17 protein-coding genes are annotated in these 21,675 nt (G+C 57.5%); 6 read left to right on the top strand and 11 right to left on the bottom strand.

The features are described from left to right. Positions 1–68: 68 nt before the first annotated feature. From ACQUQP_RS07520 to ACQUQP_RS07505, 4 genes are all read left to right on the top strand, one after another. On the top strand, positions 69–1,106 hold the full coding sequence (locus tag ACQUQP_RS07520) for a Rieske 2Fe-2S domain-containing protein (protein ID WP_432698182.1): 1,038 nt from the start codon (positions 69–71) through the stop codon (positions 1,104–1,106). Between the two features lie 383 nt (positions 1,107–1,489). Beyond that, on the top strand, positions 1,490–2,536 hold the full coding sequence (locus ACQUQP_RS07515; protein WP_432698181.1) for a YCF48-related protein: 1,047 nt from the start codon (positions 1,490–1,492) through the stop codon (positions 2,534–2,536). Between the two features lie 6 nt (positions 2,537–2,542). Then, the gene (locus ACQUQP_RS07510; RefSeq protein WP_432698180.1) at positions 2,543–4,963 is read left to right on the top strand and encodes an efflux RND transporter permease subunit; all 2,421 of its coding nucleotides are present in this window, start codon (positions 2,543–2,545) and stop codon (positions 4,961–4,963) included. A 139-nt stretch (positions 4,964–5,102) separates the two neighbouring features. Beyond that, on the top strand, positions 5,103–6,044 hold the full coding sequence (locus ACQUQP_RS07505; protein ID WP_432698179.1) for a LysR family transcriptional regulator: 942 nt from the start codon (positions 5,103–5,105) through the stop codon (positions 6,042–6,044). A gap of 84 nt (positions 6,045–6,128) precedes the next feature. On the opposite strand, the gene ACQUQP_RS07500 is transcribed toward ACQUQP_RS07505, so the two are convergent. The 3 genes from ACQUQP_RS07500 to ACQUQP_RS07490 all read right to left on the bottom strand — a co-directional run bounded on the left by ACQUQP_RS07500 (position 6,129) and on the right by ACQUQP_RS07490 (position 9,030). Continuing rightward, entirely contained in the window at positions 6,129–6,443 is a 315-nt protein-coding gene (locus ACQUQP_RS07500; protein WP_432698178.1) for a hypothetical protein, read from the bottom strand. A gap of 327 nt (positions 6,444–6,770) precedes the next feature. Then, positions 6,771–7,643, bottom strand: a complete 873-nt coding sequence (locus ACQUQP_RS07495; RefSeq protein ID WP_432698177.1) for a hypothetical protein — start codon at positions 7,641–7,643, stop codon at positions 6,771–6,773. A gap of 496 nt (positions 7,644–8,139) precedes the next feature. Next, positions 8,140–9,030, bottom strand: a complete 891-nt coding sequence (locus ACQUQP_RS07490) for a LysR family transcriptional regulator (protein WP_432698176.1) — start codon at positions 9,028–9,030, stop codon at positions 8,140–8,142. A 119-nt stretch (positions 9,031–9,149) separates the two neighbouring features. Between ACQUQP_RS07490 and ACQUQP_RS07485 the strand changes: the two genes are divergently transcribed. Next, positions 9,150–9,923 (top strand): ferredoxin--NADP reductase, encoded by a 774-nt coding sequence (locus ACQUQP_RS07485; RefSeq protein WP_432698175.1) that lies wholly within the window; start codon positions 9,150–9,152, stop codon positions 9,921–9,923. Positions 9,924–10,255: 332 nt separating this feature from the next. Here ACQUQP_RS07485 and ACQUQP_RS07480 read toward each other — a convergent pair whose 3' ends face one another. The 4 genes from ACQUQP_RS07480 to ACQUQP_RS07465 form a co-directional block, all read right to left on the bottom strand. Continuing rightward, on the bottom strand, positions 10,256–11,893 hold the full coding sequence (locus tag ACQUQP_RS07480; protein WP_432698174.1) for an arylsulfatase: 1,638 nt from the start codon (positions 11,891–11,893) through the stop codon (positions 10,256–10,258). 39 nt (positions 11,894–11,932) lie between these two features. Continuing rightward, positions 11,933–13,117 carry an MFS transporter gene (locus ACQUQP_RS07475; RefSeq protein WP_432698173.1) on the bottom strand — a complete coding sequence of 395 codons (1,185 nt, stop codon included), beginning with the start codon at positions 13,115–13,117 and terminating at the stop codon, positions 11,933–11,935. Positions 13,118–13,295: 178 nt separating this feature from the next. Next, positions 13,296–14,675 carry a DUF1329 domain-containing protein gene (locus ACQUQP_RS07470; RefSeq protein ID WP_432698172.1) on the bottom strand — a complete coding sequence of 460 codons (1,380 nt, stop codon included), beginning with the start codon at positions 14,673–14,675 and terminating at the stop codon, positions 13,296–13,298. Between the two features lie 12 nt (positions 14,676–14,687). Then, positions 14,688–16,358 carry a DUF1302 domain-containing protein gene (locus ACQUQP_RS07465; protein WP_432698171.1) on the bottom strand — a complete coding sequence of 557 codons (1,671 nt, stop codon included), beginning with the start codon at positions 16,356–16,358 and terminating at the stop codon, positions 14,688–14,690. Positions 16,359–16,710: 352 nt separating this feature from the next. Between ACQUQP_RS07465 and ACQUQP_RS07460 the strand changes: the two genes are divergently transcribed. Beyond that, entirely contained in the window at positions 16,711–17,802 is a 1,092-nt protein-coding gene (locus tag ACQUQP_RS07460) for an amidohydrolase family protein (RefSeq protein ID WP_432698170.1), read from the top strand. Between the two features lie 162 nt (positions 17,803–17,964). Here ACQUQP_RS07460 and ACQUQP_RS07455 read toward each other — a convergent pair whose 3' ends face one another. From ACQUQP_RS07455 to ACQUQP_RS07440, 4 genes are all read right to left on the bottom strand, one after another. Further along, positions 17,965–18,339, bottom strand: coding sequence for a fumarylacetoacetate hydrolase family protein (locus tag ACQUQP_RS07455; protein WP_432698169.1), 375 nt, complete (start codon positions 18,337–18,339; stop codon positions 17,965–17,967). Positions 18,340–18,486: 147 nt separating this feature from the next. Further along, positions 18,487–19,542 (bottom strand): fumarylacetoacetate hydrolase family protein, encoded by a 1,056-nt coding sequence (locus tag ACQUQP_RS07450; protein WP_432698168.1) that lies wholly within the window; start codon positions 19,540–19,542, stop codon positions 18,487–18,489. Between the two features lie 140 nt (positions 19,543–19,682). Then, positions 19,683–20,657, bottom strand: coding sequence for an NAD-dependent epimerase/dehydratase family protein (locus ACQUQP_RS07445; protein ID WP_432698167.1), 975 nt, complete (start codon positions 20,655–20,657; stop codon positions 19,683–19,685). After that, entirely contained in the window at positions 20,654–21,640 is a 987-nt protein-coding gene (locus tag ACQUQP_RS07440; protein ID WP_432698166.1) for a fumarylacetoacetate hydrolase family protein, read from the bottom strand. Before ACQUQP_RS07440 ends, ACQUQP_RS07445 begins: the two co-directional genes overlap by 4 nt. Positions 21,641–21,675: the final 35 nt, after the last annotated feature.

Here is a 21,675-nt window from a genome sequence, read left to right as displayed (position 1 = left end):
TCCACAATACTAATGTAAGCACTGCTCACATCTAAAGAATAACATCCGTAGACGAGGATAATAATAAGATGCCGTTTCTTAAAAACACCTGGTACGTGGCTGGCTGGGATAACGAAGTACCCGCTGAAGGCCTGTTTACCCGCACCCTGCTGAATATCCCGGTGCTGTTTTTTCGGGATGAGAGCGGCAAGGTTCAGGCGATTCACGACCGCTGCCCGCACCGTTTCGCACCGCTTTCCATGGGCCGACACTGCGGCAACGCCGTTCAGTGCGCTTACCACGGCCTGGAGTTCAACGGTAGCGGCGCCTGCAGCAAGAACCCGCACGGCGATGGCAAGATCCCCCGCGCCGCCAAGGTCGAAGCCTACCCGGTGGTGGAAAAATACAGCCTGATCTGGATCTGGATGGGCGACAAGGAAGCTGCCGACGAGGCGCTGATCCCGGACTTCTCCTGTATGGACCCAGAGCGTTTCTACGTCGCCAAGCGCTACCTGCACGCCAAGGCCAACTACGTGCTGGAGTCCGACAACATTCTCGATCTGTCGCATATCCAGTTCCTGCACCCCAGCACCCTGGGCAGCGACCATGTCAGCCAGGCGATCACCAGTATCGAGCAGAACGAAAACACCGTCTGGTCGTTCCGCCAGACCGTCAACGAGATCATGCCAGACTTCCTTTACGCCGCCATGGGTATTCCACAGGACACGCCGGTGGATCGCTGGACCGACGTACGCTGGGATGCCCCGGCCAACATGCTGCTGATGGCCGGCGCCACCCCCACCGGGGCACCACGCAGCGACGGCACCGAAACCCCGCTGCCGCATCTGTTCAGCCCGGAAACCGATACCACTACCCACTACTGGTTCGCCTTCCCGATGCCGATACAGATGGGTGAACAGGGTGCGGCCATTGCCGAGCAGCAGGTCTCGGGCCTGGAGGTACCGTTTAGTACCGAAGATCTGCCGATGCTGGAAGCCCAGCAGAAGATGATGGGCGACAACGAGTTCTGGGATATGAAACCGATTCTGCTGGTGGGCGATGCCGCCGCCGTGCGCGCCCGCCGGGTGCTGGACAAGATGATCGCCGCGGAGCAGGCCGGCGAATAAAGGCTATCGCCTACCCTTTCCTCATCCTCATCAAAACGCCGGTCCTGCCGGCGTTTACTTTTTAAACCTAACTATCGTCTTTATGGATACCTAATCTCGAAATTATCGATTAGACGAATCGGTACCAGTCCACGTATGTTGATCCTTGCCGGATTCAGTGACGGCTCTGCCCAAAAGGCATAACAACAAGAAACGAATGCTGGAGAACAATAATGAAGCAGCATAAACCCAACAGCTCTGCCGACCTGTTCTCCACCAGGACATATCACCCGAGGTCCGCAGTAATGAGTGAACGCTTCTCCCCTTCACACCTGAAACCGAACCGGGCGGCGCTAACCTCCCCCATTTCCCGGGCGATTACAGCCGGGATACGGAACAGCTTGATGACCGCCGGCCTGGCGCTCAGCCTGCTCTCGCCCTCCCTGGCACAGGCCACCGCCCCGAGCGTTCTTGAGCAGCCGGCACGGATGACCTCCATCGCCCAGCGCGCGGTTCTGCTGGGACTGGCCGAAGCCGGCGAGCGTCTCGTTGCCGTGGGCGAACGCGGCGTCATCCTGCTCTCCGATGACAATGGCGAGAACTGGCGCCAGGTGCCCGTACCGGTCAGCGTCACGCTGACTGATGTACAGTTTGTCGATGCAGAGTACGGCTGGGCCATCGGTCACGCCGGCGTAGTGCTGGCGACCCGGGATGGCGGTGAAAGCTGGGAACTGCAGCTGGACGGCACCGAGGCGATCGAGATCGAGCACAGCGCCGCGCAACGCTCCGGTGACGAGCAGCGCCTGAGCAACGCCGAGCTGCTGGTTCAGGATGGCCCGGACAAACCCTTCCTGTCGCTGCACTTCAGCGACCGCCAGCACGGCATGATCGGCGGTGCTTACGGCCTGGCGTTCCGCACCGAGGATGGCGGCGAAAGCTGGAGCTCAATGGTTGGCGACCTACCCAACGACTGGGGAGCGCATATCTATGCCATCACCCGTAACGGCGACTCGCTGTACCTGGCCGGTGAGCAGGGCCTGTTTATCCGCTCACTGGATGGCGGCAAGCACTTCGACAAGATCGACGTGGGCTACCCGGGCAGCCTGTTTACCCTGCTGACACCCTCCCCTGGCGAGGTGCTTGTGGGGGGCCTGCGCGGCACCGTGCTGGAATCCCGGGATACCGGTTACACCTTCGCACCGCTCTCCAATCCGATCCCGGTATCGATTAACGCTGCTCTCAGCAACGAAAGCGGCGGCGACAGCGGCTACCTGTTCGCCAACCAGGCCGGCCATATCCTGCGCCTGCTCGGCGATGGACGCCTGATCCCCGTTGCCGATGCGCATCAACCGCTGACCGATCTGGTACGCGCCGCCAACGGCAAGCTGGTGGGCGTCGGCTTCAACGGCCCCAGCCTGGTGGAAACCAAGCGCAAAGCGGCAGGGGAGTAAGGGTCAATGCAACCAACCGAACAGAATAACAAGATGAAAGATTTCGATTCCAAGTCGGGTTCGCTGCTTGAACGCGCAATCTTCAACCACCGCCCGCTGATCATCTCGATCTGCCTGCTGGTGACTGTGCTGCTGGGCTGGCAGTTGCAGGGACTGAACTTCAACTCCAGCTTCGACAAGATGATCCCGGGCAGCCACCCGTTTATCGAGAACTACCGCAAGCATCAGGATGAGCTGGCGGGGCTTGGCAACGCCGTGCGTATCGCCGTCGCCAACAAATCCGGCGATATCTACGACAAGGATTACCAGGCCACCCTGCGCCAGCTCAACGATGAGATCTACCTGCTGCCGGGCGTCGACCGCGCCCAGATGAAATCCCTGTGGACGCCATCCACCCGCTGGGTTGGCGTCACCGAGTACGGCCTAGATGGCGGTCCGGTGATTCCCGACGGCTACGACGGCTCGCCCGACAGCCTGGAGGACCTGCGCCGCAACGTGGGACGCTCCCGCGAGATCGGCCAGCTGGTGGCATTTGACCAGCGCTCCAGCATCATCTTTGTGCCGCTGCTGGAAACCACCGCCGACGGTACGCCGCTGGATTACACCCAGCTCTCCGAGCAGCTGGAATCCCTGCGCTCGGCTCACCAGAGCGAAAACATCAGCATCCATATCACCGGCTTTGCCAAGGTGGTGGGTGATCTGATCGACGGCCTGAAACAGATTCTCGCCTTTTTCGCTCTCGCTATCGCGATCACCGGCCTGGTGCTGTACTGGTACACCCGCTGTATCAAGAGCACCCTGCTGGTGATGCTCTGCTCGCTCACCGCCGTGATCTGGCAGCTCGGCCTGCTGCCGGTGCTGGGCTACGCGCTGGACCCCTACTCCGTGCTAGTACCCTTCCTGGTCTTTGCCATCGGCATCAGCCACGGCGCCCAGAAGATGAACGGGGTAATGCAGGATATCGGCCGCGGCATGCACCAGTTCGTAGCCGCCCGCCAGACCTTCCGCCGACTGTTTGTGGCCGGCCTGACCGCGCTGCTCAGTGATGCCGTGGGCTTTACCGTGCTGATGTTTATCGACATCCCGGTGATCCAGGACCTGGCCGTTACCGCCAGTATCGGTGTGGCGATGCTGATCTTCACCAACCTGGTGCTGCTGCCGGTGCTGCTCTCCTACCTGGGTGTCAGCCCGAAAGCCGCCGCACGTAGCCTGCAGGCGATGCAGGAAGACAAGGACGGCAGCGCCCGCCACCCGGTATGGCGTTTCCTCGACCTGTTCACGGCGAAAAAGTGGGCCTTTATCTGCATCGGCGTTGCCGGATTGATGGCGCTGGGCGGCCACTTTATCGGCCAGAACCTGAAGGTCGGCGACCTGGATGCCGGCGCGCCCGAGCTGCGAGCGGATTCCCGCTACAACCGCGATAACGCTTTTATTACCTCTAACTACGGCGCCAGCAGCGACGTGTTCGCCATCATGGTGGAAACACCGGCCAACGGCTGCTCCCAGTATGAAGCGCTGAAGCTGGTGGACGATCTGGACTGGCAGTTACAGTCTCTGCCTGGTGTGGAATCCACCAACTCGCTGGCGATGCTGAACCGCCGCGTGCTGGTGGGCCTGTCGGAGGGTAATCCGAGCTGGTACGAGCTACTCAACAACCAGGCCACGCTGAACATGATCACCGCCAGCGCGCCGCGTGGTCTGTATAACGACGCCTGCAGCCTGCTGACCCAGTACGCCTACCTGGCCGATCACAAGGCCGACACCCTGACCCGCGTGGTTGACTGGGTGGAGGACTTCGCCGCCGCCAACAACAGCGAGGATGCCACCTTCCTGCTCGCCGCCGGTAACGCCGGTATCGAAGCAGCCACCAACATCGTGGTTGAGGATGCCAACCAGGATATGCTGATCTGGGTTTACTCCGCCGTGATTATTCTCTGCATGATCACCTTCCGCTCCTGGAGAGCCGTGGTCTGTGCGGTGCTGCCGCTGATGCTCACCTCCATCCTCTGCGAAGCGCTGATGGTAAGCCTGGATATCGGTCTGAAAGTGGCCACCCTGCCGGTGATCGCCCTGGGCGTGGGCATCGGTGTCGACTACGCGCTCTATGTGATGAGTATCGTACTGGCCCAGCTGCGCCAGGGTGAAAGCCTGTCCCAGGCGTACTACCGTGCCCTGCTGCTCACCGGCAAGGTGGTGATGCTCACCGGCGTGACCCTGGCGATCGGTGTCGGCACCTGGATCTTCTCGCCGATCAAGTTCCAGGCGGATATGGGTATCCTGCTCGCCTTCATGTTCATCTGGAACATGGTCGGTGCGCTGATCCTGCTACCGGCGCTGGCCTACCTGCTGTTCCCGTCCGCACGCAAACAGCCCGTGGAGCTCAAGGCGGAACCGCTGATCGAGCAGAAAACGCTGGAATACATCTAAGCCTTATCAAACCCGGCCCCGCTGAGTGCTGGCCAATATTTACCTAATTGGGGATATTGGCCAGCCTTGGTTGGCGGCATAATTCCTTGTAAGGTCAATGTATTAGCGCGCTCTGGCGTATCTCACAGAGGAACAGGCAATGAGACTCAATAAATTCGATATGAACCTGGTGGTTGTGCTGGATGCCCTGCTGACAGAGCGCAACATCACCCGGGCCGGCGAGCGCCTGTTTTTGAGCCAGTCTGCCACCAGCGGCGCGCTGGCACGCTTGAGGGACTACTTCGACGATCCGCTGCTGGTGCAGGTGGGCCGCAAGATGGTGCTGACACCGCTGGCGGAAAGCCTGGTGCAGCCGATCCGTAGCCTGCTGATCCAGGCGCAGACCACGCTGGAAACCCGCCCGGAGATGAACCCGGCGGATGTCAGCCGCAAACTCACCTTCCTGATGTCGGACCACACCTCTACCGTGGTGATGCCTGCCGTGGCCCGGGAGATCAGCAAACAGGCGCCAGGGATCCAGCTGGAGATCGCCACGCCGGGGGATGATCCCTGGTCCGAGCTCGATCAGGGCAAGGTCGATTTCCTGCTGATGCCCAACACCTTTCTAAACGATGACCACCCCAAACTGCAGCTGTTTATCGAGGAGTTCGTCTGCATCTGCAGCGCCGATAACCCCGACGTGGGCGATAGCATCAGTTATGAGCAGTATGCAGAATCCGGTCATATCGGCGTGGGTTTCGGCAGCCAGCTGCGCCCCGGTATCGATGCGGTTCTGGCAAAAAATGCCGGGGTCGAGCGCAAGGTGGCGATGACCGTGAGCGCCTACAGCCAGTTGCCCCAGTACGTGATCGGCACCGACCGCATCGCCACCGTGCACAAGCGCCTGGCGGATTTCTGGGGCGAATTTCTGCCGATCCGGGTCGTACAGCCCGAGATCGACTTCCCCAAGATCCCCTGGTCCCTGCAGTGGCACCAGTACCGGGATATGGACCCGGTCATCCGCTGGGTCAGAGATCTGATGCTTGATATTACAGGGGATGAGGTATCGCGGCAGTTGGCGATGCAGAACACCGCAGACTAACCTGTACGCCGCAACTGCTAGAGAAACCTTCTGGGCAAGGCCAACGAAACCCGGTCTTGCTCTCACTGCCTGAGTATCTGTTTCTCAGCCTTTACTTTCACTCTTCCCGGACAGCTGCCCCAACACGTAGCCGGCAATCCCGCTGAGAATAGCGCCGGTGATATTTCCCTCCAGCCTTCCTGCCAGGCTCAGGATAACCGTGGCCGCGATAACCCCCATCACCGTAACCGTTTTAAAAAACGACGGGGATTTCAGAATATCCATGATGTTTTCCTGGGACTTGGCCACCGCGCTCCAGAACATCCCCCACATGATCAGCAACGCTGCGGTCGCCAGGACGGACAATCCGACGATGTACTCCGGTTTTAACCGAATGGCACCCTCAACCGCGCTTTCCATCCGTGCACTCCCCTGATGTAAGAAGGTATAGGTATGGAGCTAAGGCCTGTTGCTGCGCTCAAGGCCCCTCATCTCATATTGATCCCAGGGGCCGACACGACAGCCCAAAGAGATATAGAAGGTATAGCAAAGGATGTATGCCGGCGTGCCCAGGCACAGGCGTTGTGGCTCTCGCTCCTATAGTACGAAAGCGGAGAGCAAGGCGGCAGCGCAGGTCTTAGTGGGATAATTAAAGCCGCTTTGAAAAGTGGCTTTCAGCAGATGGCTGTCATTAACGGTTAAAATAACCAGACGCAAAAAGCACGCAGGGATTTTTGCGCTGCGTTTTTAACTTTCCTGGTTAGATTCTATATGCTGTTCGCGTATACACAGGTACCCTAGGCCTTGAGGGCTGCACACATAAGAATATACTTTATGCGGGTAAAACGACTGCTCATTTATAACATTAAAACGAGATACCGAGACATTGATCGATTCGAACTCCTCAGCGTCTGTCACAGCAATAATCTCCGGCGCATCATAGGGTTTAAGAACTGCGCAGTAATCACCTTGAAATTCGCATACCGAGTTCCAGTTACCCTCTTCACCAACCACAACCTCTGCAGCAGTTTCCAATGATGATCGGTTTCCGGAGACATGTATGTATATGTATGCTTCTGGTAGCCTATCTTTCGATAGACCGGCCTTTTTCTTCAGTTCCGCAACTTCAGACTTTTTTAACGTCAGCTGTAACTTTAGTGCTTCTAATTCGGCATTCAGTTTTTTTGATGTTTCGCTAGAGTTACTTGATTGCGCTGTGATCTCACGCTGCTTTTTCTCTAATTCCAATCGGAGGTTATTCAATACTTCCTGTCGAGACGCCAGGTCGTCCAGCCTCTCTACCTCTTTCTGCGCCCAACGTTTTCCATCTTTATCATCTAAGGTTTCTGCAAGATAGCGAAGCACAAAAATCCGCTCCGTTCCCTGCTGGGCAAGCGTGTTATTGACGATCTTGAACTCTTGCTCCTGTTTTGACTCCAGGTTTCCAAGTCGCGCAGCTTCAGTTTTTTGTTCAGCCAACCTGATATCCTGCTGCTTTGATAGATAGTTTCCAACGATATCAGGAAGCGTCAGGAAGGCACTCACCAGGCCAACTATAGCTGTAATCCATGCCGGACTATGCCAGATCGGAGGGGTATTCGAAGAGCCATTATTTGCCATTACATCGTTTCCATTTTTTTAAAATGGGGCCGGCATTTTTATCGTTCGCCCCCATATAAATCTAATATTATTTTAGTATTGCATATGCGCGTTGACTGATCTTTATACATGCCGAGAAAGCAGATCTAAATAACTGAATATGAGAGAGAAATCGAAACATCACTGCTATTCACTTGCGATGAAAACGAGCATGCGCATATATCCACTTTGCCATGTACCGTACTCTAAAACGGCATTATTAAATATATTGATACTGGACCAGCTCCCGGCGATTTGCCAGTAGCAATTGAACCCACTCAGGCACCAAAACGCGCATCCAATAGATTGCGCACTCTATATACGTATGAATTCACAGAAAAATAATGCCTCTTATCCACATACGCCTGGGGCAGCTTTGGGCCAACAGAGGTACTTCTGACCGCTCTTCGAGCACATCAACTAAGGGTCGCCCCCCTGCTTTCAGCCCGGGCTCACTTTTAGGAAAACGGTTAACTAGTTATAAATATTCACTCTGCTGCAGGCAGAGATGCAGCCAGGCATTGATACCAGCGCTGCGGTATTTCTGTTTGTGGATGATGAGATACAGCTGGCGGCTAAAATCCCGGCTGGGCACATTCAGACGTTTCAGGCTGCCACGTTTAAAGGCATCGGTCAGGGTTATCATCGACAGGCAGCCAATGCCCAGCTGCGCTTCGACCGCACGTTTGATGGCTTCGGTATGCTGCAGTTCGATGGCAATGGTCAGATCCGGCAGCAGCCCAGACATAGCTCGATCAAAGGCCTGGCGGGTACCGGAGCCGGCTTCACGCAGTATCCAGCGGGCCTGGCGCAGATCTTTATCAGACACCGTCTGTCGCTCCGCCAGTGGATCATCCGGATGACAGAATACCGCCAGCTCGTCCTGCCGCCAGGGAATCATATCCAGATCCGAGTGGTTCAGCTCGCCCTCGATCAGGCCAACATCCAGTTCATAGTTCAGGACCCGCTCAACGATATGTCGGGTATTGGCCACATCCAGGCGCAGACTGGCTTTCGGATAGCGCTCCATATACTGCGCCATCAGACCTACGGCCAAATAGTTTCCGATAGATAGTGTGGCGCCCACATTGAGCGGACCCGCTTCGGCGTGCTGCAGCAGATTCTGTTCGAAATCCAGGGCCTGAGCGAGCAGAGCTTCTGCCTGTGGCCTCAGTAAACGACCCTGCTCGTTCAGTTGAAGGCGTTTGCCGATACGGTCAAACAGCTGCAGTCCAAACTGGCTTTCCAGATCTTTCAGCGAGCTGCTGGCGGCACTCTGAGACATCGCCAGTTCATCTGCCGCACGGGTCAGATTCTGGTGATGAGCGATGGCGACAAAGACTTCAAGCTGCCGCAGTGAGTACCGCATGGGGGGAATCCTTTTTCGGAAAAACCGAATACTGATATTCAAACAACCCGATTTGTCGATATTCTGGACGGCGTTAGTATGGTCTGCAAGCGCAATTTACACAGGAAAGCAGCAAGACTATGAGTAACCTGATCCGCGAAACAGTGACGAGCGTTCACCACTGGAATGACACCCTGTTCAGCTTTACCACCACCCGGAACCAGGGCCTGCGATTTAAAAATGGCCATTTCACCATGATTGGTCTTGAAGTGGATAACAAGCCATTGCTGCGCGCCTATAGTATCGCCAGTGCCAACTATGAAGAGGAGATGGAATTTTTCTCCATTAAAGTTCAGGACGGGCCGCTGACCTCACACCTGCAGAACCTGACAGTCGGTGACGAACTTCTGGTCAGCACTAAACCCGTGGGCACCCTGATTACCGATAGCCTGCTGCCAGGGAAAAACCTGTATCTGCTCAGCACCGGCACTGGTTTGGCACCGTTCATGAGCATCATCAAGGATCTGGATGTGTACGAAGAGTACGACAACGTGATCCTGACCCACGGCGTGCGTTATGTGTCTGAGCTGGCTTATCAGGACCGAATCCAGAACGAACTGCCGAACAACGAATATTTTGGCGATGTCGTACGCGAAAAACTGATTTATTACCCGACGGTTACCCGTGAACCATTCCGCAATCAGGGCCGACTCACTGATGCCATCACCAGCGGCAAACTGACCAGGGATCTTGGTCTGCCGGATCTGAACCCCGACACTGACCGCTTTATGCTGTGCGGCAGCCCGGCGATGCTGGCAGACCTAACGGAGATTCTTGATGCGATGGGCTTTAAGGAAGCGCGTGCCGGAGAAGCGGGTCATTATGTAATTGAGCGGGCATTTGTCGAAAAGTAAGCAACGCCCGCAACCGTTGATCTATCTCTGGACGACAGTTGCAATGCAGCCAGTTAGGTTTCAGACAATACCCCGGTCATTTTGATCGGGGTTTGTTTTTCTGGACGTCCAGCCCAGTTTACCCAGTAACATACCGAGGCGACCGACGTTGCACTGCTGTTTTACTGATACCTAAGATACCGTCCAATCAACACGGCCTGATATCTGCGAAGAGTCGTGGGCGCCCCAATCACCGTTCAGCACAATCACCCCCCGATACTCCACTCTACAAACAAAAAAAAGCCGCGCAAGTGCGCGGCCAAAACGATGAAAACCAGATAATTAAATAGCAATCACTCCGGGCGTCGCACCACCCCGACGCGATCAGCGTATTCCATCCAGGCCTGCTTCAGGCGCTCCAGGGTTTCCGGCTGACTGGCGGACAGATCGTTGGTTTCGCCACGATCTACGCTGAGGTCGTAAAGCTCCCAGCGCATCTCCTTGCTGCGGCGGTCGCGGTAGCCGACCAGCTTCAGATCGCCTTCGTGGTAGTAGAGGTTGCCGAACAGCTCGCCCGCCATTTCGTTTTTCACGCCAGCGTCATCGGTTTCGCCCAGCAGTACCGGCAGCATCGACTGGCCGGTGATCGGGTGCTTGGGCTGTCCCTTGTAGCTATCACCAGGCAGTGGTGTGCCGCTCAGTTCCAGAAAGGTTGGTGACAGGTCATCCACACGCATACGTGTGGTCACCAGTCCGCTACGGGACATCCCCTCGGGCAGACGCACGATGCCCGGTACGCTGATACCGCCCTCAAAGCTGGTGATCTTGAACTTGTTCAGCGGACCCGAGCTGACCTCCGCCCAGCGGATGCCGTAATCTACCTGGGAGTTTTCCCGACCCAGGTTTTCGTAGCTGTTGTCGGTATCGGGGCCATGGGGATAGAAGCGGGTGTGGTTATCACCCGATGCACCGTTATCCGACATGAACACGATCATGGTGTTGTCGTACTGACCGCTCTCTTTCAGGTAGTCGATCACCCGGCCCACGTTATCGTCCAGGTTATCCACCATGGCCGCGTAGACTTCCATCAGGCGGGCCTGGTATTGGCGCTGCTCCTCGTCGAGCTGTTCCCACTGCGGCAGTTTGGGGTTACCCGGAATACGGTTGGCCGGCTGCATATCGGCGGGATAGAGACCCAGCTGTTTCATCCGCTCGATGCGGGCATCGCGTACCTCGGCATAGCCGCCATCGTAAACGCCCCTGTACTTGTCCAGGTAGGCATCCGGTGCCTGCAGTGGCCAGTGCGGCGAGGTGTAAGCGGCATAGGCGAAGAACGGCTTGCCACTGCCCTCGTTGGCCTTGAGATAGTCGATCAGCTTGTCGGTGTAGAAATCGGTGGAGTAGAAGTCATCCGGCAGTTCCACAGGCTGGCCGTTTTCCCTGTAGGTGACCTTATCCAGTCGTGCCGGGTTGGTCGTATTGGGTTTGAAATGGACAGCGCCCCCTTCAAACAGGGCGAACGAACGTTCAAAACCTCGGGCATCCGGGCCTTGATCCACGCCCTTACCCAGGTGCCATTTACCGACCATATTGGTGCTGTAACCCGCGTCCTGAAGCAGTTCGGCCAGCGAGTGAGCCTTTTCGTTCAGGTAGCCCTCGTAACCGGGCTTACCCTGGTGGAACGGTTCGTGGGGCAGCGCTTCCGCCATGGTGCCAAGACCCGCCAGGTGGTTGTCGGTGCCGGACATCAGCATGGAGCGTGTCGGCGAGCAGCTGGCCGCCGCATACATGTTGGTGAGCTTGAGGCCTTCATCAGCGAGCCCGTCGATGCTTGGAGTTTCGATCTCGCCGCCGAAGCTGCCCAGATCCGAATAGCCCAGGTCGTCAGCCAGGATCAAAAGGATGTTGGGTTTATCCACGGCCGCCTGGGCGCTGAGAGAGCCGGCCATCGCCAGGGCGAACATGGCACCCACCAGAGGTTTAACTGTCATTTAACTACTACTCCATTTCGTTCTTATTAGAGGTGTCGCTCAGGACGCTGCCGGCACCGGAGCCCGGAATCGAATCAGCGTCACGCACAGCAGGGCAACCAGCAGCTGCGCCAGGCCTACGGCCATCAGCGCGCTAGTCAAAGCCACGCCGATCCCGCCCGTCATCGCCAGAACAACGAGGGGGCTGGCAAATTCACCACCGAAAAGGGTTGCGGTGAAGCCTCCGGCTGCGCGCCCACGCTGCCGGAGTTCAACCTGCGACATGATCCGGGTAATCAGTGTCGGCAGCATAAGGCCCACACCCAGCCCGTTGATCAGGACCGCCAAGGTTACCAGCATATGAGTCTGAGCGAACGCCATCAGGATGCCGCCGGCTCCGGCCAGGCTAAATCCGAGCATCAGCAGCGACCCGCTGGAACGGCCGGATATCAGGCGGAAACCCAGCGCACCGAACAGCACGCCGAGCTGGTTGGCACCCATGGTCATGCCGATATCCTGCGGGGCATCGATCTGCAGCTGGGTCAGCAGGAAGCCCGCCTGCACCGGCACGATAAACAGGCTGATGCCGGCCAGGAACGAAAGCAGATACAGCGGCGCAAGCCCGCCCCAGGGAAAGGTTTCATCCTGCCCGGCAGCCGCATGCGCGTGATGTTTGATCGGCTCCCACAGCAGCCAGGCCATCAGCGGCAGGAAGATAAAGCCCGCCGCGTAAAGCACGAACGGCGTGCGCCAGCCCTGCTCGCCCAGAATGCCGCCGACGGAGATAAATACCGCCGCGGACAACGAGGTGACCACGGCCTGAAGCGCAAAGAGTTTTTCACGCCGCTTGCCGCCATAGTAATCACCGATCAGCGTGGTGCAGCAGGTCATGATGCCGGCTTCGGCAAAGCCCAGACCTGCCCGGCTGATAACAATGCCAACCAGGGAGTCGAGCCAGAACGGCATCAGGCCAAAAATGCTGTAAACGATCATCGACACCAGCAGTAAACGACGGCGCCCGAAGCGGTCGGCGACCAGTCCGGCAAAAGGCGCGGTCAGCGCGATCACCAGCGCGGGGATGGTCAAGGCGATGGGCACCAACGCTTCCACGCCCGGCGTTCCGGCAAAATGGGTCTGCATTCGCGGCAGCACCGGCGCGATCAGCACCGCCCCGAGCACCGGCAGACAACTGCCCAACAGCAGCAACAGGGATTGCGGCAGACCCGCCTGACGTTCAGTGTTCATGTTTCTCTCCTTCGGCAACCACCCCGGCCGTACCTAACCGCCTGGGCCCGATATTCGGCGCCGAAAAAATGGCCCGCGATCAGCTTTCGAGGGCCTTTAAAGGAAGGGGGGAAATACTTTGAAAACCGGATGCTATAGCGCCTTGCAGTCGGCGCTATAGCACCCCTTTAACTCCGATTTAGCGCACGCCCCGGCCAGCCATGATGGCGGGGTTGAACTCGGTCGGGCTGTGACGATCCACCAGTCGGTAGGTGTGGTCATCGCCGACATAATAGTTCTGCACAAACCAGGACTTGGAGGTCAGGTCGTAGAAGCCACTGGTCATCGGGATGGTACCCGGCGCTTTCGGAATCACCGCGTTCAACGCCCAGAGGGTCTTGGCCAGTTCACCCTGCGCATCCCAGCGGTCGGCCAGGGTTGCAGACCAGGTATCTTCATCGATGTAGTAGCGTGAGCGCGGCAGCTGATGACGCTCCCCCTCTTTCAGGTTTGCCTCTACCACCCAGACACGGTGCATCTCCCAGCGGACGTGATCCGGATTCAGGTGGTGCTTGTCAAACAGCGCCTCCGGGCCGTCCAGGTGCTGGATGCCGTTGTTGTTGTACGGGATCAGCATCTCCTGCTTGCCCACCAGCTTCCAGTCGAAACGGTCCAGGCGGCCCGAGAACACGGTCAGCTCGTCAAAGGACATCACACCTGCAGTGGCCGGTGTCGGCGTATCGCAGCAGGCGTTGGGCAGTTTACGCACCCGGCGCTGTCCGGTCAGGTAAACGTGGGACTGGCTTTTCTGCGGATCCACGTTGTTGCGGCCCATGATCTGCTCACCGGCACGGATCGGCGGGCCGATGTTCTTAAGACGGAACAACCAGCGGTCACCATCCTTGTCGAACTCTTCGACAGAGCTTTCACGATCATAAAACGGCATCTGCATCACCGACTCACCATCGGTGGTCATCACCGGCTGGCCATCGGCGGTGATCAGGTAGTGGCGGAAAATCATATCCGCCGCGAAGCCGCGCCAGAACATCAGGTGGTTCCACATCACCTCGACACCGGCCTGCGGAATCGGGAAAGGCGTGCCAGCGAAGGCACCTTTGACTACCGGCGCTCCGTTAACATCTTCCACAGTCGCCCGGGTGGCGTTGGCAGCGGTGTTCTCGTAGACCCAGTCCGGTGCCTTGGCGGTACGGTGAGTCGGGTACACATCGATGCGATAGGTGTCCGGATAGAGCTCGAACATCCGCTTGGTGCCTTCGGTCAGCTTGTCAGCATACTCGGCCAGGTTGGCGGCAGTAATGCTGTACAACGGCTTTTCGTCAGTGAACAGGTTGGGAATATCCTGCTCGGTTTCCGAGGCATCTTTGGGCGTATAGCCACCGGTCCAGGCCGGAATCAGGCCATCGGCACTGCCCGCCATCTCGGCACCCAACGGGGTCAGGGTGTCACCCAGTTTGGCTGCTTCTTCGGCACTGACGCCGGCCATACTCAGTTGGGCACTCAGGGAACAGACGCCGATAACGGCGACACTCAAGGCTTTGAGTTTAGTTGTAGTTATCATGCTCAAGTCCTCTTAAAAGGTGGTCTTGATGAAGAATGAAACGAAGTCACGGTCAGCACGGGCCTGGTCGAAGGTCAACTCCTGTACCTCGTCCCGCGACGCGCCTTCACTGCCGTAGTAGTGGGTATACTGCAGACCCATCTGGATATCGTTCAGGTAGGTAGCGTTAACACCGAGGCTGATATCACCGCCCTCATCAACACCAAAGTTGCTGAGTACCGAAGACTTGCCTCTCGGGAAGTAGCTGATACCCACCGGCACACTGAGATCCCAGCCCGGGAACGCCTGACGATAGGTCGGGGTGTACACCACCTTCAGACCATAGGCGTCACGTTCTGCCTTGGAATCGAGCATTTCGGGGTTATCGGTGATGCTCAACAGACGGTGCCAGGCTATTTCGCCTACCAGGCTTGCTTCCTTGGAGATAAAAGACGGGCCGAGGGACGCCAGCATGTTCAGGTTGACATGGGCTGTGCGGCCAACGGCGTGCAGCGGATCATCCACATGGTCGGACGGCAGACTACCGTCATGCAGCTCTACTGCGTTCGACACCAGCGGCATATCCCAGCGCAGTGAGCCCTCACCGGCGATATTCACGTTGCCTACCGTGGTAATGAAGCTGGCACCTACGGTCTTGATATCCTCCTGGTAGAGCCAGGCGTACTTGCCCGGATCACCGATGGCGTAGTTGGCGCCGTACTCATAGAGGGTTGGCGTGCGCGCATGGGTCTGCATGACGTAGAAGCCATAGTCTGTGGCTTCACCGGCATAGCGCAGCTGAATACCGCCCTGGCCCGAATCACCCGCTTCCGCATCCCCGACTCGGGATATATAACCGGCTGGTCCGGCTACTATATTTTCGGCACCGGCGCCGATGATATCGGCGGTGGAGAAGTAGCTGCCGGAACCGGGCAGACGTGTTTTTTCCCACTCCAGCTGGTAGAAGGCACCGAGTGTCAGGTCATCGGTCAACTGGAAGGTACTTGAGAGCTGATTGACCGGACGGATCAGCTCCTTGAACTGGGTGTTCGGTACGGATAGTGCCTTAACCACATCCACCGGCGCCATGGCGCCTGCGATGGCGTTTGCACCAAAGAACAGGCTCTCACCCCAGACCAGGCCATGCTGACCGGCACGCACTGACAGAGCACGATCACCAATCAGGCCGTTCCAGTAAACGAAGGCATCGAGCAACTCGATATCGCCGCCGTGCAGATCCTTGGTCTCATCGGTGAATTCGTTGTAGGGAACCGAGGTGGCGTTGGGTGTTTCAAGGAACGAAAGGAACGGAGGAAACCCTGCAGAACCGGGCGCACCGCGATCGGTTTTCTGGTGATAGACATCGTCATACCAGGCGGCGCCACTGAAACGTGCACCGAAGTTTTTATAACCGATATCCAGCTCCGACAGGATATCGACGCGGTTGGAGATCAACCCCTTGTCAAAGTTAAGATCGCCATCGTTACCGTTCAACCCGCCAGTACCGTAGATCAAAGCGTCGCTTTGATCCTCCATACGAAACGCAGTGCTGTACTTCACGGTGTTGTCCCACCGCAGGTACACATCCCTGTTGTCAGTGTCGATCTCAAATGCCTGGGCGACCGGTACCCCCAGTACGAGAGCCGCTGCCAGTGTCAGCCGGAACGGCGCAGTTGGCCGGGAAACCGCCTTTTTATTGGTCATGAGAACTGAGCCCCTGTTGTTGTTTTTAATGGGAAAACGTCGCCAGTGCTCCAGACGCTCCCCAATCACCCGGGGTGTGCTGCGTCTAGCGCTATCCAGCGATGGGGAAAAGGTTCTCTCTAAACGAGGCATCTGACCAATCGTTTATAAAAATGTAACCTATCGGTTTCGCAGGTAGTAAAACCCTCCTTTTTATATCCATGTAATCGATGGCTTACATGTTTATAAACGATTTATTGGATTGTGACGGGATTGCATAGATTTATAGCCTCTCGAAAAACTTCCCGGGCGGAAGCAGCTTTCACATGAGCTATGGCTGTTGCGCCCTGATAATCATAAAAAAGGGAACCCAATGGACGCCATCCAACTGCATATCTGCGATTCCCGCTGCCCTCCCTCCTGCTCGCTGTCTGACAAGGCAAAGCAGGCGGTTGACGCGCGATCCCGTACCACCCAGGTTATCGATCTGCACTGTCATGTGTTCGTACCTGAGGTGGAGAAACTGACCGCGCGGGAGCAGCAGCGGCAACAGGAAAACGCCCGCATGCGGCTGACTACAGGCGAAGCCTCCTCCCAATACAACGATGAGCGGATGCTTCCCGCCATCGGCGGTAAGCTCGTTGATCCGGGCGCGCGACTGGAAGATATGGACCGCCTGGGAATCGACCTGCAGGTGCTCAGCCCCTCACCCAGCCACTACTGCTACTGGGCAGATGAATCACTCGCCGAAGCGCTGGTGGATGTACAGAACAACGCGATCCTGTCACTGATCGATCAGTATCCGGAAAAATTCAGCGGCTTCTGTGCGCTCTCGCTGCAACATCCTGAGCTGGCGGTCGCCCAGCTGGAAACGGCGGTCAAAAACGGCTTTCGCGGTGCGGAGATCTCCACCCATGTGGAGGGTGTTCCGCTCAATTCACCTTCACTGGAGCCGCTCTGGGCCTGTGCGGAAAGACTTGGCGCGGTGATCTTTATCCATCCCTTTGGCGCCGACCTGGGTGATCGTCTGAACACTCATTACCTATCCAACGTGATCGGCCAGCCGCTGGAAACCACCATCGCGCTGTCACAGCTGATCTTCGGTGGCGTGTTCGACCGCTACCCCAACCTGAAGATACTGGCCGCCCACAGCGGCGGTTACCTGCCCTTCTACCCGGAGCGCAGCAACCACGGCTACCGGGTGCGCCCGGAAGCACAGGCCATCAAACATGCACCCAGCGAATACCTGCGTCGCATCTGGTTCGACACCCTGGTCTACACCCCGGAAGCAGTGCAGGCGTTGATCAATTCGGTAGGTGTGGATCAGGTGGTTGTCGGTACCGATTACCCGTTCGATATGGGCGCATACGATATCCATGCCCTGGTGAATGAACTGACGGAACTCAGCCCTGAGGAGCGGGAGAAGATTCTCTCAAACAACGCCAAGCGACTGCTTGGGCTTTAATAGAGAACAGACTTTAATAGAGATAGGACTTTAATACAGATAGGGGCCAAGGCGTAACCGCGCTTGGCCCCTGAGTCATCAGAGCGCTTTACAGCGATTTCGCATCACACCAGGTCCGCTGATCTCTTCTTCCAGACAGCCCCCATCCGTCAGGAAACGACCCTAGTGACTGCCATTTCCGTATGGAGAGCCGGACGGAGAGCCGGACGGTGAACCGGTAATCAGGATATCGCCCGGCATCAGGCGGATACGGGAGCTCAGATAGGCGATCAACTTCGCAACCGGGAAGATCAGATACTGGCGGCCCACAGCGGCGGTAATCTGTCCTTCTATCTGGAGCGCAGCAATCAGGGTTACCGGGCACGACCGGAAGCACAGGCCATCAAACATGCACCCAGCGAATACCTGCGTCGCATCTGGTTCGACACCCTGGTCTACACCCCGGAAGCGGTACAGGCGTTGATCAATTCGGTAGGCGTGGATCAGGTGGTTGTCGGTACGGATTACCCGTTCGATAGGGGCGCATAGGATATTCATGCCCTGGTCAATAAACTGACAGAGCTGAGCCAGGAAGAGCGGGAGAAGATTCTGTCACAGAATGCCAAGCGACTGCTTGGGCTTTAATACAGTAGGGCTTTAATACAGATAGGGGCCAAGGCTTAACCGCGCTTGGCCCCTGAGTCATCAGAGCGCTTTACAGCGGTTTCGCTGCACGCCGATACCGCTGATTTCACCTTCGAGACAATCGCCATCCCTCAGGAAACGATCGTAGTGACTGCCGTTACCGGACGGTGAACCGGTAATCAGGATATCGCCCGGCATCAGGCGGATACGGGAGCTCAGATAGGCGATCAGCTTCGCCACCGGGTAGATCATGTCCGAACAACCCTCGTCCTGCATCACCTCGCCGTTCAGGCTTAGTCTGATATGCAGTTGCTGTGGGTCGCCGATCTGCGCTGCCGGCACCAGGAACGGCCCCATCGGGTTGTAGGTCGGCAGACCCTTGCCCATCACCCAGTCGGTACCGATCGCTTTCATATCGGTACGGTGGATCAGCTCACGGTTGGAGATATCGTTGATGATGGTGTAACCGGCCACGTAGTTGAGCGCCTCGGCCTCGCTGACCTGAAACGTCTCCTGCCCGATCACAACGGCCAGTTCCAGCTCCCAGTCCGGTTGCTCCACGTCGGGCTGCAGCAGGATGTCATCATAAGGCCCGCAGATAGAGCCCACCGGCTGGGTGAAGACGTAGGGTTCGCCGTTTTTCATCCGTTCGTCCATCGCCTGTTCAGCGGCGCGGCGGGTCTCCTCCTTCGACAGATTCTGCAGCCCAGGGTCCCGCGCCTGATCTACGATCAGGTCGATCACATGCTTGCGGTAGTTGGCTCCGGCGCAGAAAAACTGGCGAGGGTTTTCGATCGGCGCATGCACCCGCAGATGCGCCAGCGGAACCCAGGGAAGATTGGGCGAAGCGCTGTTCAGATCGGCGTACAGATCAGCCGACACCGCTTCCAGCGCGGTACTGTTCTGATCCCAGTGATCGAGCAGATCACGCATGGATGACACGGCATAAAGCGGCTTGCCCAGATTACGGCAGAGCGGCAGCAGCGCGTGGAGCGCCACCACGGAGTCGCCGAGAACAATACCGGGAAACGCGGGCGCACCCGCCACCGAGAAGGTACCGAGCGCGTACTCTAGAGGTAAAGAGCCATCTGGAGACGAAGAGTAATCTTGAGACAAAGAAGCAGCCTTATTATTCTGTGAATTAAGCTGTTGGCCGACTGTATCCTTTCGCCAACCAACAGATAGAAGCATCAACGATAATCCGGTTATCAGCCTATGCCAAGCGTAATTCCGAGTATTATACTCGGGAATACTGTTCAGACCACCTGTTGATACAAAGCGCGGCCGATCAGGCTCTGCACATCTCCATCATGTTGAAAGCCTGCTGACAAAGCAGCCGAGGCATCCAGCTCTGGAAAACGTCCAAACACCTTTTCCAGCGACTCATCGGGCTTATATTCAACCAGCGCCGCCCGGTTGTCACCAAAGCGTTCGGCAAGCCCTTTTACCACGTCGGCGACCGTTAACCTGAGTACCGGCAGCGTGTAATCGCAACGCTTCTGCCAGGCTGGATCGCGATTGGTCGCGGCATGGATCAGGTTATCCACACAACAGCCCACCGACATCCACCAGGCCACTGCATCCGGCGACACCGGACAGACCATTGCCTCTCCGGCGGCAAGTTTCCAGAACAGGTCGCTCATAAACGCAGAACGCAGCCCGGACGGCTGCGGTGGCCTGGCAACGATGCCGGGCAGCCGCAGGATACGGGCATCGATCCAGCCGCGACGGTGATAGTCTTTCACCAACACTTCGGCAGCCAACTTCTGCGCGCCATAACTCAGCAGCGGGTTCATGGTTGAGCCATCAGTGACCGGATCCGGCATCGGCGCGCCATAAACGGCGATAGAACTAGAGAACAGGAAGACAGGACAACGGCCCTGCTCTTGTGGCTGATTTTGTGACAGCTCTTGTGACTGGAGCCGCGCCAGCTCCAGCATCGCCAGCGTGGCGCGCAGGTTCACATCCAGCCCCAGCTCGTAGTTATCTTCAGCAGCACCACCGGGGATGCTGGCCAGGTGATAGATCACATCCGGCTTACAGGCAAACGCCTGCGCCAGCACCTCGGTATCGATGATGCTGCCGCTGATCTTGTGCAGGCGCGAATCGTCTGGCAGGCCATCGACGGTGCAGTCCACAACGGTTAACTGCTCTATTGACCTATCCTGCAGCAAACGCTGAACCAGCGCCCTACCGACAAAGCCGTTGCCACCGGTGACCAGCACCTTCATCTTTTTGCATCCGCCTGGACGAAGCGGTGATCGATGGCGCCAAAGACCGACTGACCATCACGACCGAACATCTCAAAGCGCAGCCTTTCGCCGAAATGCAGGAAGTCGGTCTTCGGCTCGCCGCATTCGATCATATCGATGGCGCGACGCTCGGCGAGGCAGGCAGAACCCACCTTGTTGTATTTCTCGTTGGAGAAGGTGCCGCTACCGAGCACCATACCGGCGCGCAGGTTGCGGTTGTAGCACAGGTGCGCAATCAGCTCGCCAAAGCTGAAGTCCATCTCACCACCGTTGGGGTTACCGAACCACTCACCGTTGCGCGATACGTTCATATTCAGATGTACACGGCCCTCTTTCCAATCCTCGCCCAGCTCGTCCGGGGTGACAGCAACCGGACCGAATACCGTGGCCGGCTTGGCCAGCAGGAAGCCGAACCCCAGCTGGATCTCCTTGAACAGATGGGCACGCATGCTGACATCGTTCATCAGCATCAGCAGGCGGATCTTGCTCTCGGCTTCCGCCGGGGTGACGCCCATGGGCGTGTCGTCCAGGATCACCGCGACTTCGCCCTCGAAATCACCGTTGTCCGCCTCCGACGGGAACGGGTAATCCTCGCAGGGACCACGGAAATCGTCGCCCTGGCGCTGAATCATGATCGGACGGTTGTCTTCGTTTTTGACGGTCAGGTTGAACGCCTGCTCCATAATGCGGCCGTGGCACAGGAACGCCGAGCCATCGACAAACTGATGCGTACGCGGCAGCGGCGCCATCATCTGCGCCGGATCGAAAAACAGGGTGTCGCTGAGTTCACCCTTGTTGAGCTGGGCATATTGCTGCTGCAGTGCGGGCTCGTAATCGGACCAGTGCTCCATCAGCTGCTGCATGGTGTTCACGCCCTGCGCCTTGACTGCGCGGCTCAGATCACGGGATACGACCAGCAGCTGTCCGTCACGGCTGCCGTCATTAAGAGTGGCCAGTTTCATACTGTATATCTCTCTTTTTTGAATTTTTATTTTTT

The sequence above is a fragment of the Marinobacterium sp. YM272 genome, assembly GCF_050908845.1.
Taxonomy (GTDB): domain Bacteria; phylum Pseudomonadota; class Gammaproteobacteria; order Pseudomonadales; family Balneatricaceae; genus Marinobacterium_D.
The sequence above is the reverse complement of the archived record's forward strand: the minus strand, read 5'-3'. Positions and strand labels throughout refer to the sequence as shown.

Excerpts from the sequence above, each read along its gene's own strand:
- ACQUQP_RS07510 (WP_432698180.1), top strand. The coding sequence starts at position 2,543 with ATGCAACCAACCGAACAGAATAACAAGATGAAAGATTTCGATTCCAAG.
- ACQUQP_RS07455 (WP_432698169.1), bottom strand. The coding sequence starts at position 18,339 with ATGAATATCCTATGCGCCCCTATCGAACGGGTAATCCGTACCGACAAC.
- ACQUQP_RS07470 (WP_432698172.1), bottom strand. The coding sequence starts at position 14,675 with ATGATAACTACAACTAAACTCAAAGCCTTGAGTGTCGCCGTTATCGGC.
- ACQUQP_RS07500 (WP_432698178.1), bottom strand. The coding sequence starts at position 6,443 with ATGGAAAGCGCGGTTGAGGGTGCCATTCGGTTAAAACCGGAGTACATC.
- ACQUQP_RS07520 (WP_432698182.1), top strand. The coding sequence starts at position 69 with ATGCCGTTTCTTAAAAACACCTGGTACGTGGCTGGCTGGGATAACGAA.
- ACQUQP_RS07465 (WP_432698171.1), bottom strand. The coding sequence starts at position 16,358 with ATGACCAATAAAAAGGCGGTTTCCCGGCCAACTGCGCCGTTCCGGCTG.
- ACQUQP_RS07475 (WP_432698173.1), bottom strand. The coding sequence starts at position 13,117 with ATGAACACTGAACGTCAGGCGGGTCTGCCGCAATCCCTGTTGCTGCTG.
- ACQUQP_RS07440 (WP_432698166.1), bottom strand. The coding sequence starts at position 21,640 with ATGAAACTGGCCACTCTTAATGACGGCAGCCGTGACGGACAGCTGCTG.
- ACQUQP_RS07480 (WP_432698174.1), bottom strand. The coding sequence starts at position 11,893 with ATGACAGTTAAACCTCTGGTGGGTGCCATGTTCGCCCTGGCGATGGCC.
- ACQUQP_RS07490 (WP_432698176.1), bottom strand. The coding sequence starts at position 9,030 with ATGCGGTACTCACTGCGGCAGCTTGAAGTCTTTGTCGCCATCGCTCAT.
- ACQUQP_RS07495 (WP_432698177.1), bottom strand. The coding sequence starts at position 7,643 with ATGGCAAATAATGGCTCTTCGAATACCCCTCCGATCTGGCATAGTCCG.
- ACQUQP_RS07505 (WP_432698179.1), top strand. The coding sequence starts at position 5,103 with ATGAGACTCAATAAATTCGATATGAACCTGGTGGTTGTGCTGGATGCC.
- ACQUQP_RS07485 (WP_432698175.1), top strand. The coding sequence starts at position 9,150 with ATGAGTAACCTGATCCGCGAAACAGTGACGAGCGTTCACCACTGGAAT.
- ACQUQP_RS07460 (WP_432698170.1), top strand. The coding sequence starts at position 16,711 with ATGGACGCCATCCAACTGCATATCTGCGATTCCCGCTGCCCTCCCTCC.
- ACQUQP_RS07445 (WP_432698167.1), bottom strand. The coding sequence starts at position 20,657 with ATGAAGGTGCTGGTCACCGGTGGCAACGGCTTTGTCGGTAGGGCGCTG.
- ACQUQP_RS07515 (WP_432698181.1), top strand. The coding sequence starts at position 1,490 with ATGACCGCCGGCCTGGCGCTCAGCCTGCTCTCGCCCTCCCTGGCACAG.